At 62.9% G+C, this 15,073-nt stretch carries 12 protein-coding genes, 1 tRNA gene and 2 pseudogenes; 8 read left to right on the top strand and 7 right to left on the bottom strand.

Annotated features, from left to right (window positions below; all coding sequences use genetic code 11):
* A pseudogene (locus WA702_RS22385) lies at positions 1-549 on the bottom strand (IS3 family transposase); the annotation flags it as partial.
* A 311-nt stretch (positions 550-860) separates the two neighbouring features.
* On the opposite strand from WA702_RS22385, the gene WA702_RS22390 reads away from it, so the two are divergent.
* Positions 861-1,019, top strand: coding sequence for a GreA/GreB family elongation factor (locus WA702_RS22390; RefSeq protein WP_425112744.1), 159 nt, complete (start codon positions 861-863; stop codon positions 1,017-1,019).
* Between the two features lie 182 nt (positions 1,020-1,201).
* On the opposite strand, the gene WA702_RS22395 is transcribed toward WA702_RS22390, so the two are convergent.
* The 4 genes from WA702_RS22395 to cpdR form a co-directional block, all read right to left on the bottom strand.
* Positions 1,202-2,047 carry a LysR family transcriptional regulator gene (locus WA702_RS22395; RefSeq protein WP_425112735.1) on the bottom strand — a complete coding sequence of 282 codons (846 nt, stop codon included), beginning with the start codon at positions 2,045-2,047 and terminating at the stop codon, positions 1,202-1,204.
* A gap of 31 nt (positions 2,048-2,078) precedes the next feature.
* Positions 2,079-2,243, bottom strand: coding sequence for a hypothetical protein (locus WA702_RS22400; protein ID WP_425112736.1), 165 nt, complete (start codon positions 2,241-2,243; stop codon positions 2,079-2,081).
* 1,225 nt (positions 2,244-3,468) lie between these two features.
* Positions 3,469-3,543 (bottom strand) — tRNA-Val (locus WA702_RS22405).
* A 110-nt stretch (positions 3,544-3,653) separates the two neighbouring features.
* The gene (gene cpdR / locus WA702_RS22410) at positions 3,654-4,013 is read right to left on the bottom strand and encodes a cell cycle two-component system response regulator CpdR (RefSeq protein WP_015669438.1); all 360 of its coding nucleotides are present in this window, start codon (positions 4,011-4,013) and stop codon (positions 3,654-3,656) included.
* Positions 4,014-4,381: 368 nt separating this feature from the next.
* On the opposite strand from cpdR, the gene WA702_RS22415 reads away from it, so the two are divergent.
* From WA702_RS22415 to WA702_RS22430, 4 genes are all read left to right on the top strand, one after another.
* Positions 4,382-5,266, top strand: coding sequence for an N-formylglutamate amidohydrolase (locus WA702_RS22415; protein ID WP_425112737.1), 885 nt, complete (start codon positions 4,382-4,384; stop codon positions 5,264-5,266).
* Positions 5,267-5,807: 541 nt separating this feature from the next.
* The gene (gene hisN, locus WA702_RS22420) at positions 5,808-6,590 is read left to right on the top strand and encodes a histidinol-phosphatase (protein WP_425112738.1); all 783 of its coding nucleotides are present in this window, start codon (positions 5,808-5,810) and stop codon (positions 6,588-6,590) included.
* 210 nt (positions 6,591-6,800) lie between these two features.
* Complete coding sequence (locus WA702_RS22425) at positions 6,801-8,771, top strand: methyl-accepting chemotaxis protein (protein ID WP_425112739.1); 1,971 nt, start codon at positions 6,801-6,803, stop codon at positions 8,769-8,771.
* A 98-nt stretch (positions 8,772-8,869) separates the two neighbouring features.
* Complete coding sequence (locus WA702_RS22430; protein WP_425112740.1) at positions 8,870-9,838, top strand: Bug family tripartite tricarboxylate transporter substrate binding protein; 969 nt, start codon at positions 8,870-8,872, stop codon at positions 9,836-9,838.
* A 2-nt stretch (positions 9,839-9,840) separates the two neighbouring features.
* On the opposite strand, the gene WA702_RS22435 is transcribed toward WA702_RS22430, so the two are convergent.
* Positions 9,841-10,731, bottom strand: a complete 891-nt coding sequence (locus WA702_RS22435; protein WP_425112741.1) for a LysR substrate-binding domain-containing protein — start codon at positions 10,729-10,731, stop codon at positions 9,841-9,843.
* Between the two features lie 87 nt (positions 10,732-10,818).
* On the opposite strand from WA702_RS22435, the gene WA702_RS22440 reads away from it, so the two are divergent.
* Entirely contained in the window at positions 10,819-11,574 is a 756-nt protein-coding gene (locus WA702_RS22440; RefSeq protein WP_425112742.1) for a sulfite exporter TauE/SafE family protein, read from the top strand.
* Here the strand turns inward: WA702_RS22440 and WA702_RS22445 are convergent.
* Positions 11,562-12,200, bottom strand: coding sequence for a LysE family translocator (locus WA702_RS22445; RefSeq protein ID WP_425112745.1), 639 nt, complete (start codon positions 12,198-12,200; stop codon positions 11,562-11,564). The genes WA702_RS22440 and WA702_RS22445 overlap by 13 nt on opposite strands.
* A 184-nt stretch (positions 12,201-12,384) precedes the next feature.
* Here WA702_RS22445 and WA702_RS22450 point away from each other — a divergent pair, with 184 nt between their 5' ends.
* Both WA702_RS22450 and WA702_RS22455 read left to right on the top strand, forming a co-directional pair.
* Positions 12,385-14,181: an adenylate/guanylate cyclase domain-containing protein gene (locus tag WA702_RS22450; protein WP_425112743.1), complete on the top strand. Its 1,797-nt coding sequence runs from the start codon at positions 12,385-12,387 to the stop codon at positions 14,179-14,181.
* A gap of 146 nt (positions 14,182-14,327) precedes the next feature.
* Positions 14,328-15,073, top strand: a pseudogene (locus WA702_RS22455) (di-heme-cytochrome C peroxidase); the annotation flags it as partial.

The raw sequence follows: 15,073 nt of genomic DNA on the forward strand, positions 1-15,073 counted from the left end.
GCTCAACACCAGCCTCAGCCAAGTGCTCGGTGTACTTAATGGATAGGTATTGGCTGCCTCTGTCGCTGTGGTGCACGAGCCCGCCACAGATGGACCGGCCTCCGATCATGCAGTGCCTGCTCTGGCGCATCGAGCACGAAACCTGCATGTGCCGTGCGCGAGGCTCGCCAGCCGACGATCCTTCGTGCATAAGCATCGATCACAAAGGCGACGTAGACAAAGCCGGTCCAGGTTGCGACATAGGTGAAGTCGGAGAGCCAAAGAACATTCGGCCTTGGCGCCTTGAACTGGCGGTTGACATGATCCCGCGGGCACGACGCGGCCTGGTCGCTGATCGTGGTCTTAACCGGTTTGCCACGGATAACCCCTTGCAAACCCATGTCCCGCATCAATCGCGACACTGTGCAACGCGCAACATCAAAGCCTTCGCGCTTTAGCTGGCGCCAGACCTTGCGTACGCAGCGTCTGCGGCGTGCAGCCAATCTTGGTCGCGATTGAGCTCACGGCCGCCCAGCGCGACGGGTGCTCGCCGGCGTGATCCAGAACCATCCGAACCGCTCGCGTCTGGACCTCGGGTGAAAACTTGTTCGTCGTCTTGCTCGTTATGGGTCATCCTCTCAGGAGTTGGAACCTCTGGCAAACCCGGAGCGGTTCATGCTGCTCTCCGGGAGAAGAGTACCATGACCAACTCTGGACAGAGCCGTCCTGACCGACCGTCCATAGTTCTAACGAGAATGGACCGACAAAAGCTGCTCAAAGACTTGCCGACGGGGAGCCTCGATACTGATCGTCTCCTTCGAGAGGAGATTGATCGCGCCGATATAATCTCAGACAACCGCGCGTGGAGTTCGGCAGTCAGCATGGGATGCGAGGTGAAGTTCGTCGAGCTTGGAACCTCACACCTTCGTCGCGGTCGTCTCGTTCTTCCGGACGAAACCAAAGCCGCTTGCTCCATCTCGGTTCTAAGTCCGATTGGCACCGCCCTCATTGGACTTGGACCTGGGCAGTCAATTCATTAGACCGAGCGTGGTAGGGAACGAAGCCTCGCGGTGCTTGAAGTGCGATCGAGCGGAGTATCACCACCGACCTAATCGGCGGCACAGCGTGTCGATGATGCATGGTGACGGCCGTCCCGACGTCGCCAGCGCTGACGCGCTTTTACGTGTTCTTGCCGAACGAGTCGTCACGGGATCTTGTCGAGCTATTTCCCGACGTTTGCGGCCTTGCGCAACGCGACGAGTGCCGCCTCCAACGCTGCGGCATCAACATTTGTCGCGTGTGTGGCGTAAACCGGGAATGAGAACCGAGGCGCGCCAGGAACCAGGTGAAGTGCGCCCTCGGCAAGATATGACTGAACCGCATGCATTCGGAAATATCCGGAACCTCCTTCCAGGAGGATATAGCTCAGCGCAAGCGGACCGAGATTTGTTACGAGACTCGGCACGGCTTCCGGAAAGCTCACTGCATGATGAAGAGCGAACTCTGAACCCCATTCGACGTGAACATATCGAGGATCATTCTCGCGATACTTTGCGAGATCGGTTGTCACGAGAACGAGTTCTTCCTCCATGACCAGATCGACCTCCAACCCCGGTCGATGTTGGGGGGCGTACATGATCGCGATATCTACAAGCCCGGCAGCAACGTGCGTAACCAAATCCTGAGGAACGTCGACGTGAACGCGAAGCGCAATGTCCGGGTGCGATCGCCTCATCGCCCTGACCCACTCGATCAGGAGCGGTCGCCATAAGCTGACTTCGCTTCCAATCGTCAAGACAGCGCTGTGTCCTTCCGGCACAGCCACTTGCTGTTTTGCGCGCTGCCATAATTGGACGAAGGTCGGCGCGAAACGAAGGAACTGTTCGCCAGCCGGGGTGAGGCTCGCACCGCCCTTGTTTCTAACGAACAGCGGACGCCCGAGCTGCTGCTCGAGGAGGCGCACACGTGCGCTGACCGTGGTCTGTGCGACATGCAAGCGGTCGGCAGCTTTGATGAAACTACCGGTTGACACGATCTCGATGAAAGTTCTGGCGAGTTCGATATCCATTATTTCATAGCATAATTGATGCAGCAAAATGTCAATCGAATTCGCTTTGAGCGAATACATACTGGGGCGTGGTGACAAGTGTTTGCACGAGATCCGTCGATCGATGGAGCAAGATTGCGATGAGCAGATCGCACAAAAGTATCAGGATGCGGAAGCCGGCAGCAGGAATGTCGAGATTCTTCAGCCAGTCGAACACGCGATCGCTATCACAAATTGGCAAGCAGTACGATCAGTTACGATGAGCAACATCAGCTATTGAACGATCTCTAAGAAAATGGCCGCGTTCAAGCGCGAGGCTCGCTGCTCCTTTCGCCGACAGGCGAGAATGGCAGCGCCGTCCCCGCTCTCCTGACCGGACCTGACCGTCACGAGACCAAGCCCCTTAATCGTGCTGCGGAGCCATCTTGTCCAGAGTACGACAAATGGTTCGATACGTTCAAAGCATCGGGACAGGAAAATCACGTCGAGGTCACTGCCGATTCCCATCGGCACATGAATATAGCAACGCTTCGTGTCCCTTACTCAAGCCGATGTCGTCACCGTGATCGATGCGCCGGACGAAGGCGCCTTTGGTCGCTTGAGACGGGGACGGAATCCATATTATCCTGGGAGCCGCAGGGATGCTTCAGATGTCGACGACGTCCGGGGTGTGGCAAGCCGATGGAGCGCGTGCCGGGCGACGCTGGGTTCGGCCACGATCTACACTTGCACGAATTGCGATAGCGTCGATCCGCTCAAAAACCCCGTCGCCCGAGGGTGGGGACATGTTCAATAGGCCGCGCCTGGCGATCGCCCGCAACGAGACTACGGCGAAGATTTTCAACGGCAGTCTCAAATTGGCTTTGGGAGGAATACAAGGCAAAAGCGGCGGGCTGGCGCGAGATGAAGGTTAGCACTCACAAGCAGCGCAACACTCTCATGAAGCATGTGCTGGAGGCCAACGGTAACAAGATGGCCGCCGCGATCCAGAAGCAGCACATCCTCGACGGACTTGGGCGGCGCGCTCAGAACCCGTCCGCCGCTCGGCACTTCCTGACCACCATGAGGCGCATGTGCGTTTGGGCGGTTGCGCAGAAGATATTGCCGGTCGATCCAACCGAAGGGATCAAGGCACCGAAGCCGGCTGCTGGTCTGACGAACCGATCAGCACACGGACTTCGCAAAGCGGCCGCGAACGTCGCAGCAAAGAATGGCGCGACCGAAGCCGAACTCGATGCGATCTTTGGTTGGACCGATCGTCGGATGGCGAGCCACTACACGAAGGCCGCCAATCGCAAGAAATTGGCGCACCGCGGCGTTGCAAAGCTCGAGCGAATGAGCGGCTCCATGGACCATAGAGCGAACGTCTATTCCCTCACCGACAGACTAGGTGCGAGAAATCGAGCAAAAAACTCAGTTCAATCAGATGGCCATCCGGAGGATGGTGGGCACGACAGGGATCGAACCTGTGACCCCTACCATGTCAAGGTAGTGCTCTCCCGCTGAGCTACGTGCCCAAAAACCAAACCGTCGTGTTCGGGTGGGGTCCCTATATCGGCTCCCACGCGGACAGGCAAGGACGCAAAGCCGCTGAAAGCTGGATAAATTCGCCCCCGGGCGGCCGACGTCAGGCCGCCAACATCTTGTTGACCTCGCTGACCAACTCGCGCAGGTGCACCGGCTTGGACAGCACCTTGGCGTTCTTCGGTGCCTCCGAATCGGAATTCAGCGCCACCGCGGCGAAGCCGGTGATGAACATGATCTTGATGTCGGGATCGAGCTCCGAGGCCCGGCGGGCAAGCTCGATGCCGTCCATCTCCGGCATCACGATGTCGGTCAGCAGCATCTCGAACGGCTCCTCGCGCAGCCGCTGGTAGGCCGACATGCCGTTATCATGGTGCGACACCTGGAAACCGGCATTTTCCAATGCCTTGACCAGGAAGCGGCGCATGTCGTTGTCGTCTTCGGCGAGGAGAATTTTGTGCATGGCGATGGGCCGCTTGAATCCCGTTTGGTGAGGAGCGCTGCCGTCACTTAGCCTGACGGAGGGTAAATTTGGGGTGAAAGACCGTCTCACCCCATCCGACTTCTGCAAGGCAATTTGAGGGCCGGGCTGCGGCTTCCTTCAACGTGAACGCGTCCCGCGCGGAAACAAGGCAAGCGTCGGACGGCTGGTACAACTTAAAAGATGTTCCATGAAAGTCGTGAACTTTTTGCCTGCTTTTCGCTTGGCAGAGCGACCGGGATTGCCGACAATACGACCCCAAATCAGAGAGTTCATGTTGCCAGAGCCTTGAATGGCCGCGACACACCGGTAAACACCGCGGATTCACCCAGAGGGAACGGCGCCCGAGCATGACCGAGTTTGATGGCGATCTGCCGCCGTTCGAGATCGTGGAGCCGGCCGAATGGCGCGCCCCCATCATCTTCAACTCGCCGCATTCGGGGTCGGTCTATCCCGAGAGCTTCCTGAAGGCGTCTCGGATCGACCTGGCAACGCTGCGCCGCTCCGAAGATTCGTTCATGGATGAGTTGATCGCGGATCTCACCGGCCGCGGCTTTCCGGTCGTCCGCGTCAATTTTCCGCGCTGCTATGTCGATGTGAACCGCGAGCCCTATGAGCTCGATCCGCGGATGTTCGCCGGCCGGCTGCCGAGCTTTGCCAATACCCGCTCGATGCGGGTGGCCGGAGGGCTCGGCACCATTCCGCGCGTGGTCGGCGACGGCCAGGAGATCTATCGGGACCGGCTCGGTGTCGAGGAGGCGTTGCAGCGCATCGAGATGCTTTACAAACCGTATCACCGGGCGCTGCGGCGATTGATCAACCGCGCGCATCAGCATTTTGGCATTGCCGTGATCGTCGACTGCCATTCGATGCCGTCGGTCGGCGTCTCCCGCGACGAGCCGCGCCGGCCCGATATCGTGATCGGCGACCGCTATGGCACGAGCTGCGCGGCACTGCTGCCCGACCTCGTCGAGGACGTGATGGGGCGCCTCGGCCATTCGATCGGGCGCAACAAGCCTTATGCCGGCGGCTTCATCACCGAACACTATGGCAACCCGGCCAGTGGGCTGCATGCAATCCAGCTCGAGTTCAACCGCGCCATCTATATGGACGAGCGACGGCGCGAGCGCGGGCCGCGCTTTGCCGAGATCGCGTCGGACTTCACGGAGCTGGCCGAAGCCCTGGCGACCGTGCCGCTCGGCGAACTCGGCCCCTTCCAGGCCGCCGCCGAATAACGAGACTGTTCGTTGTCGATTGAGCTGGACACTGCCGATTCAGGATGCCTGCCGAGGGGTCGTGGTGCGCATGCGTGCGCCGCTGGTCTTCCGACAGAAGACTGTACTTGAAAAAAAAGGGCCGCTTGTGAAAACAAGCGGCCCAAGTCTAGGGAGGAAACGCCCAAGGAGGGCAGCGGTAACGCGAAGCGCTACCGCACCGCAACAATATGCGTTCGCGCTGCACAAAGCGCAAGAGTTTTTCTGTCTAATCCCATGCAAAAATCGCAAGGCCGGGTCCCGCCCACAACGACCCCGCAGCGATTTTCCATAAGAAACCTCAATGGGTTGATCGAAAATCTGAGACGACTGCCAGTCTGATGCAGTTTCGGTATCGGTTTCGTGATCAGTTTGATCGCAAGCAAAACGCGCGCTGAGGCTCCGATTTCGCAACGCCGGTATCAAATCGCGAGGCATGTCGTTCCATCTCTCGATGCAGAACGACCGCGTTTGCGTTAGGCATACTGCGTAAGTTCCTCGATCTCTCAATGAAGGATGTCTTGTGACGGTCATCGATTTCTCTGCCTTCATTGGCCGCCTGGCCGCCGCCGCCGGTGAGACCATCCTGCCGTTCTTCCGGACCTCGCTGTCGATCGAGGACAAGAGCGACCGCCAGGAGTTCGATCCGGTGACGGAAGCCGATCGCGCCGCCGAAGCGGTGATGCGGCGGCTGATCAAGGCCAGCTTCCCGCAACATGGCATCGTCGGCGAGGAATTCGGTAACGAACGCGAGGACGCCGATTACGTCTGGGTGCTCGATCCGATCGACGGCACCAAGTCCTTCATCGCCGGGTTCCCGATCTGGGGCACGTTGATCGCCCTGCTGCACAAGGGATTGCCGGTCTACGGGATGATGGACCAGCCCTTCATCGGCGAGCGCTTCTCGGGCGACAACGGCTCTGCCAATTACCAGAGCAACCATGGTCAGCGGCGGCTCGCGGTACGGCGTTGCGGCGCGCTGAAGGAGGCCACCTGCTACACGACGAGTCCGCGGCTGATGAACGATTCCGACCGCGCCATTTTCGGCCGGGTCGAATCCGCGGTGCGGCTGTCGCGCTATGGCGGTGACTGCTACTCCTACTGCATGCTGGCGGCTGGCCATCTCGACCTCGTCATCGAGACCGAACTGAAGCCCTATGACATCGCGGCCCTGTTCCCGATCGTCGCTGGCGCCGGCGGCGTCGTCACCAACTGGGACGGCGGCCCGGCGCAGAACGGCGGCCGCATCATCGCAGCCGGCGATCCGCGCATCCACGAGGCGGCGCTGAAACTGCTGAGAGACTAACTGCAGAGACCGCAGCTTGACGCCGACCACTCCATGGTCGGCAGTCTCGCGCCCACAACTGTCAGCAAAAATCCCGTATTCTTCCGGACTCCCTGAGCACATCAGCAGGCATTTGCTTAACTCGGTCTTGACCGGTGTTGCCTAAACTCGCGCCTTTGAAAAGCAAATAGCTACTTTCTGTGCGACGACGAAGCAGCTCGCGGGAGTCATATGATCGGTTTTTCATTCCGCCTGACCCACAAGGTCATGGCCATTGCCTTGATCGGCCTCCTGAGCCTCATCGCGTTCGGCAGCATCTACCTCGTCGGCCGCGCCTCGCAGGACGCTTCGCGCACGGGGGCAGCGAATGCCCGCGCAATCGCCGATCTCAATCGCAAGCTCGCCAGCGACCTGCTCGACGGGCGACGGGCCGAGAAGGATTTTCAGCTGCGCCGTGATCTGGCCTATGCCAAACGCCACGCCGACCTCAGCGCAGCGATCGGCCGCGAGCTCTCCGAGCTTCGCAGCGCGACGCTTGCGGACGGCTTTACAACCCTGGCCGACAAGGTCGACGCGGTCACCAAGGGGTTCGAGAGCTACGATAAGGAATTCACCGCAGTGGAGCAGGCGGAGGTGCGCCTCGGATTGAACGAGACGCTTGGCCTGTCCGGCTCGCTGCGCGGCGCCGTGCACGACATCGAAGCCAAGCTGAAGGATCTCGACGATCCCAAACTGACCAGCGGCATGCTGATGATGCGCCGGCATGAGAAGGACTTCATGCTTCGGCGCGACGCCAAATATGTCGGCGAGCTGACCAAGACCGCAGCCGAATTCGCGAAGGCCACCGCAAATTCGGACCTGTCGGCCGCCGTGAAGGCCGACATTGCGCAGAAACTCGCGAAATACCAGGCCGACTTCGGCGCCTGGGCCGAGGGCGCGCAGGACACCGCCCGCCACGGCGCCGCCATGTCGAAGAACTATGCCGGGATCGAGCCCGTCATCGCCGAGATCGGCAAGGATGTCGCCGAGCGCTATCGCCTCGCGCAAGCAGCCGAAACCGCGACCGAAGCTGCGGTGAAGCAGTGGATGCTGATCACGCTCGGTCTGGCGCTGATCATCGTCGGTGCCGTGTCGTTCCTGATCGGCCACGGCATTTCCCAGGCCATCCGCGGCATGGTCAATGCGATGACGCGGCTCGCAAAGGGTGACGCCACCGTGACTATCCCGGGCGTGGGCCGCCGCGACGAGATCGGCGAGATGGCCGGCGCCGTCGAGGTGTTCAAGACCAATATGATCGAAGCTGAGCGGATGCGCGGCGAGCAGGCGGCGATCGAGCAGCGCCAGCGGGCGCAACGCAAGGACGACATGAACCGGCTGGCCGCGGGATTCGAGGCAGCGGTCGGCGAGATCATCGAGACGGTATCGTCGGCGTCGACCGAGCTCGAGGCGTCCGCAGCGACGCTGACATCGACCGCCGAGCACGGGCAGTCGCTGGCCACGCGTGTCGCGTCGGCCTCCGAGGAAGCCGCTGCCAGCGTGCAATCGGTGGCGTCCGCGACAGAAGAACTGTCGGTTTCCGTCACCGAGATCGGCCGGCAGGTGCAGGAATCCGCGCGCATCGCCAGTGATGCCGTCGGTCAGGCCCGTCGGACCAACGACCGCGTCAGCGAATTGTCGAAGGCCGCGAACCGAATCGGCGATGTCGTCGAGCTGATCAACACCATCGCGGGCCAGACCAACCTGCTCGCGCTGAATGCGACCATCGAGGCCGCGCGCGCAGGCGAGGCCGGTCGTGGCTTTGCGGTCGTCGCTTCCGAGGTGAAAGCGCTGGCCGAGCAGACCGCGAAAGCGACCGGCGAGATCGGCCAGCAGATTTCCGGCATTCAGGCCGCGACCGCGGAATCGGTCGCTGTCATCAAGGACATCTCGCACACCATCGAGCGGCTGTCGGAGATCGCGTCGGCGGTTGCCGCGGCCGTCGAGCAGCAGGGCGCGGCGACGCAGGATATCTCGCGCAACGTCCAGAATACTGCGGAGGGCACTCGCAGCGTCTCGGCCAACATCAGCGACGTGCAGCGTGGCGCCACCGAAACCGGCTCGGCCTCCGTTCAGGTGTTCTCGGCGGCGCAATCGCTGTCGCAGGAGAGCAGCCGGCTCAAGCTCGAGGTCGGCAAATTCCTGGAGACAGTCCGCGCAGCCTGAGCCGCGCGGGGCTCTGTCCAAGGCGTCCGGCTGCGTGATAGGTTCGTCGCCGTCAACAAGGCGGCAAGCCTGGATCGAGGGTAAGCGGGAGGGTACCGATGCGCCGAAGCGGCATGCTGCTGTTGGGTTTGGCACTCCTGCTGTCGCCTTCTGTCGGCCTCGCCGAGGACTTTCCGAGCAAGCCGATCCGGCTGATCGTGCCGTTCCCGGCCGGCGGCCCCAACGACATCATCGCGCGCGTGGTCGGGCAGCGCCTGTCCGAGCTGTTCAAGCAGACGGTCGTGATCGACAATCGCGGCGGCCAGGGCGGCGTGCTCGGCACCGATGCGGTGGCGAAGGCCGCGCCCGACGGCTACACGATCGCGATCTCGAGTGCAGGCGCGCTTGCGATCAGCCCGTCGATGGAGAAGGTCGCCTACGACACCCTGCAGGATCTCGCGCCGGTCACGTTGGTCGCCACCGTACCGGAGATGCTGGTGGTCGCGCCCGACCTGCCGGCCAAGGACATGGCCGGACTGATCGCGTTGGCGAAGTCGAAGCCCGGCCAGCTCAATTTCGCATCCTCCGGTGCCGGCAGTCTCCCGCATCTGGCAGGCGAGCTGCTTCACATCACGGCCGGGATAGACATCGTCCACGTGCCCTATCGAGGCGCGGCGCCGGCGGTGAACGATTTGATCGGACAGCAGGTACAGATGGCGTTTCTCGATCTGCCGGTGCTGCTGCCGCAGGTCAAGGCCGGTTCGCTGCGGCCGATCGCGGTCGGCTCGGCAGAGCGCGCCCCGACCGCGCCCGACGTGCCGACGTTGGCAGAAGCCGGCTATCCCACGCTGCGTATCGAGAACTGGTACGGCATGGTGGCGCCGAAGGGCACGCCGGATGCGATCATCGCGACGTTGAACCGGGTCACCCGCGAGGCAATGGCCGACCCGACCGTGAAGGAGAAGCTCGCGGCCCAGGGCGCATCGCTCGCCGGCGACAGCCCCGAGCATTTCCGCAGCTTCATTGCGGACGAGATCAAGCGGTGGGCCGGCGTCATCAAGGATGCCGGCGTCGAGACCGCGAAGTAGCTTTACACGGCCGCCTTGCGCAGATGGTCGACCAAGAGCTTCGCGGGCCGCGGCAATGCCTTGAAGCTGCGCGCGCAGATCACGAGCTTGCGGTTGGCGAAGGCGTCGCGCAAGGTCAGCACCGCGATCGGCATGGTGCGGGCGCAGCGCCGTGCCGCGGCTTCCGGCACCACCGCGATGCCGACGCCTGCCGCCACCATCTGGCAGATGGCGTCGAAATCGCGCAGGCGGGCACGCACATGCAGCCGCAAGCCGAGCCGCGCCGCATGCTTCGAGATGTGGACCTGCAGCGCGGTCGCCTGGGTCAGGCCGACGAAATCGTGACCGGCCGCTTCGACGAAATCTAGCTGCCGGCGTCCTGCGAACGGGCCGCGGCGTGACGCTACCAGCATCAGCCGGTCCTCGCCGAACACGAAGCGCTCGATCGTGTCGGGCAGCGCATGCTCGGCGGCAAAACCGAGCTCGGCGGAGCCGGTTGCGATCGAAGCTGCGATGTCGGTGCTCTCGCGCTCCTCGACATCGACATTGATGTCGGGATTGTCGCGCAGGAAGGCGGCGAGCGCCTTCGGCAGATGCTCCGCAAGGCCGACCGTGTTGGCGAGCAATTGCACGTTGGCGCGTAGCCCTGCGGCGAAGCGCGCCAGCTCGCCCTGCATCGCATCGACATTGTGCATGATGAGACGGGCGTGATCGAGCAGGCTCTCGCCGGCCGCCGTCAGCTCGACGCCGCGGCGGCCGCGCTTGAACAGCGCCACCGCAAAGGCCTCCTCTAGTCCCTTGATCCGCGCGCTCGCTGACGCCAGCGCCAGATGCGCGCGCGCCGCGCCGCCGGTGATGCTGCGAGCGTCGGCCACGGCGACAAACAACCTGAGATCGACCAGATCGAACCGCATCGCGAGCTCCGAGGCTTCGCCTTAGACGAAGGCTTTCTCCGTAACCTCCAGATTGTGCCGTGTCCGGCGATCGGTCAAGGTGGCGCCATGACCGATCCCATGCTCATGTTCATTGCCGCCGCGCTCCTGCTCGCGGGCTTCGTCAAGGGCGCGCTTGGCCTCGGGCTGCCGACCGTCTCGGTCGGCCTGCTCGCGGTGGCGATGCCGCCGGGACGCGCGCTCGCAATCGTGATCGTGCCGGCCGTCGTCACCAACATCTGGCAGACCTTCGTCGGCCGCTATCTGCGCGACATCGCGCGGCGGCTGTGGCCGCTGATGATCGGCACCGTCATCGGCATCTGCCTGAATGCGGCCGCGCTGAGCCATCCCTCGACCGGGTTCGGCAACATCGCGCTCGGCGTGTTGCTGGTGGTCTACGCCGTGATCGGGCTGTCGAAATTCGCCTTCACGGTGGCGCCGAAGAATGAGAAATGGGTCGGCGGCATCGTCGGCCTCGCCACCGGGCTGATCTCGGCCGCGACCGGCATCCAGGTGGTGCCGTCGGTGCCCTACATGCAGGCGATCGGGCTCGAGAAGGACGAGCTGATCCAGGCGCTGGGCGTGTTCTTTACGGTCGCGACGATCACGCTCGCCTTCAATCTTACCAGCTCCGGCCTGCTCTCCACCGCGACCGCCCTGCCCGGCGCCATCGCCATGGCCTGCGCCTTCATCGGCATGTATCTCGGCCAGGCGGCACGCTCGAGGATGCCGGCCGAAACCTTCCGCCGCGTCTTCTTGATCGCGATGATCCTGCTCGGGGTCTATCTCGCCGGCACCGCGGTCTACGAACTCTATCTCGCCTGAAGCATCGCGATGCGAACGCCGAAATAGACGAAGCAGCCGCCGATCGCGCGGTTGACCCATCGCACGGCGCGCCCTGCCTGCCTGATCCGCCCCGCCGCGCGCGTTGTCACGACGCTGACACAGAGCAGCCAGATCACCCCGTTGCAGACGAAGGTCACTCCGAGCGCGATGAAGGCCAACGCCTTGTGCGGGGAATCGGCTGCGACGAATTGCGGCAGGAAGGCCAGAAAGAACAGCGCCACCTTCGGATTGAGCACGTCGGTCAGAACGCCCTGCCAGAACACCGCGCGGAATGATGCCGGCCGCCGCTCGGCCGGACTGTCCTCCTTTGGCACAGACGGCCGCGACAACAGCATGACGATGCCGAGATAGATGAGATAGGCCGCGCCCAGCCACTTCACCACGGTAAATGCCATCGCCGAGGCCGCCAGCAGCGCGGATAGTCCGAGCGCTCCGCCAAATACATGGACCAGACAGCCGGTGCTGATACCAAAGGTGGCGGCCACGCCGCCGCGCCATCCCGTCTGCACGCTGCGTGCGACCACATAGGCCGTATCGGGGCCAGGCGTCACGTTGAGCAATAGGGCAGAGACAAAGAACAACCAGAAATCGTGAATTCCGAGCATGCTGATCCGTTTCATTCCACAGCCGATGCCGCGGCCTTGTCCCATCCGGCTGTTTTATCCGCCGCACGGCATGATCGGCAACCGCCGGAGACGGAGCTAGGTCGCGACGAAAGCGCCGCGCAAGCAAAAGCATTGGATTTAGTGACCAGTACCGTGGTATCGCCGCTGTGGGAGCATAGGAGCAATGGAAAGACGCCTCGCTGCCATTGTCTGCGCCGACGTGGCCGGTTACTCGCGCATGATGGGCGCGGACGAGGCCGGTACGCACGCCGCGTTCAAGGCTCATCGCAGCGCGATCCACCCGATCATTCTCAATCATGGCGGCCGGATCGTGAAGAACACCGGCGACGGCTTCCTGCTGGAATTCCCGAGCGTCGTCGGCGCGATCGAAGCTGCGGTGGCGATGCAGACGCTGATGGCTGAACGTAATGCTCACCTGCCACCCGAGCGGATCATGCAGTTCCGCCTGGGTGCTCACATGGGCGATGTCATCGTCGATGAGGATGAAGTGTTCGGCGACGGTGTCAACATCGCGGTCCGGCTCGAGGCGGCAGCGGCGCCGGGCTCCGTATGGGTGTCGGCGAAGGCCTACAACGAGGCCAGCCGGCATCTCTCGGTGAGCTTCACCGATGCCGGCAGCTTTCGCCTCAAGAACATCGAACAAACGGTCAACGTCTGGACCTGGTCGCCCGGCGGTTCCGAGCGCGAGCCTCGGAGCGCGACGAGCCTGCCGCCGCAATATCGGACCGCGATCGTCGGCGTGCTGCCGTTCACCAACCTCAATGACGAGGCCGATGAATATTTCTCCGACGGGCTCGCCGAGGACCTGATCCACGCTTTGTCGCTGCAGTCCTTCTTCAGGGTGCTGAGCCGCAATGCCACCTTCACTTTCAAGAACGGGGGACTGAGCGCACGCCTGATCGCCCGTGAGATCGACGCCACCTATCTGATCCAGGGTACGCTGCGCCGTTCCGGCCAGAAGATCCGGGTGACGGCCGAGCTGGTGGCGCCGGAGAACGGCGAGCAGCTCTGGGCCGATCGATATGACCGCGATATCGACGATGTGTTTGCGGTCCAGGACGACATCACCGCCAATCTGTGCGCCGCGCTAATCCCGGAGATCTATCGGGCGGAAGCTACAGTTCCGACCCGGTCGCTGACCACGGATATCAGCGCCTGGGACCGTTTCCTGCGCGGCTTGTCGCACTATTATCGGCCGACCAAGGCGGACTACGAGCGTTCCGTCGCGCTGTTCCGGGAAGCGATCGCAATCGACCCCGCGCTTGCGATCGCCCACACCTATCTCGGAACTGTCCTGCTGCAGGGCGCCCATTTCGGCTGGATCAAGAACAGCCACGAATTATGGGACGAGGCGATGCATCTCGCCGAGACCGGGGTGCAACTCGCCCCCCGCTCCTCCTTCGCCTATTCGCTGCTGGCCTATGTCCACGCAATGGCAGGCCGGCACGAGCCGGGGATGGAGGCCGCCCGCAAGGCGGTCGCGCTGAATCCTTATGACATGGGCGCGCGCGGCGTGCTCGGCGTCTGCCATTTCACGGCGGGCGAACACGGCCACGCCATCGAGCTGTTCTCGACCGCCGCCCAGCGCGGCAACAGCGATCCGCGCTACCAATGGGGCGTCTTGAGCGCGTTCAGCCACTATCTGCTTGGCCAATATGATGCCGCGCTGTCGTGGGCGCGGGAATCCTCTTACGAGAATCCCAGTCACATGCAGTGCATGTCGATCCGCGCCGCGGCGTTGGCCCAGATCGGGCGGCTGGAGGAGGCAAAGCAGGCGGCCGAACTGCTGCTCGAGCGCTATCCCTGGCTCACGGTGCAGAGACTCCTGAGCAACATCCGCTGGAAGCGGCCGGAGGACGTCACGCATTATCGCGATGGCCTGCTGACGGCCGGCCTGCCAGCCGCCCAGGGCAATGTGGTCTGGATCGAGCCTGCGACGCGGCGCGCCGGGGAATCATAACCCGCAAGTGTGGCTGACCACGTAGTCCGGTTACGCCCGTCATTAAAAAATAGCGTGATTTCCGAGTTCTTGTGGGCTGGATCACCAAGACTGCGTCCAATTCTGTTCTATGGGTTTCATTGGTCCGTACCGGGGGATGCGATTCCATGTCCATGCACGAGGACGACGCCGGCCAGATGCGGGTTTCCGAAGACAATCCCTGCCCGTTCCTGCGCGCATTGGTTGCCAATGGCTTCGTCGACGGCGGCACCGTGCCGCTGCCGAAGCTCGGCGGCACCATCGAGGCGGCCAGCGGCAAGCACGGCCTTGCGGCGCGGATCGTCGGGATCAAGACCTTCGGTGTGGCGCTGATCGCCAACGGCCTGAACCCGCTGCGCCTGTTGCGGAGCCTGGTGTCGGGCGCTGAGCTTGATCATCTGCGCAACGGCCCGCTGGACAAGCATGGCGGCGGCTCGCGCATCCTCAATGTGGACGCGCAGGTGCAAGAGGACGAGATCGCGCGGCTCGAAGGCTTCGGCAGCGACCGGCCGCTTCCCGGCGGCGGCACCGAACGCGGCCTCGACGCCGGCCAGATCCAGATCTTCATGGCCGCCAATTTGAAGCGAGACGGCGCCCAGGCGCGCTGGTACTTCCCGTTCTTGATGAAGGGCGAGTGGCCGGTCCTGCTCGACATCATGGGCAAGGGTGACGGCAGCAACCGCTATCTCAGCACGACCGAGGTCCGCACTTTGTTTGTCGAGCGCCGGTTTCCGGAGCGGATCACAGCCCGGCTGATGGCCAAGCCGGTACCGGGCGGCACGATCTGGCGGATCGGCAAGGCAGTGATCGGCGTTGTCGGCACGGTGGTGATCTGCCTGATCGCGCTGTCGCTGGTGGCAGCACTGGCCTATGT

Source organism: Bradyrhizobium sp. (assembly GCF_049798375.1).
Taxonomy (GTDB): domain Bacteria; phylum Pseudomonadota; class Alphaproteobacteria; order Rhizobiales; family Xanthobacteraceae; genus Bradyrhizobium.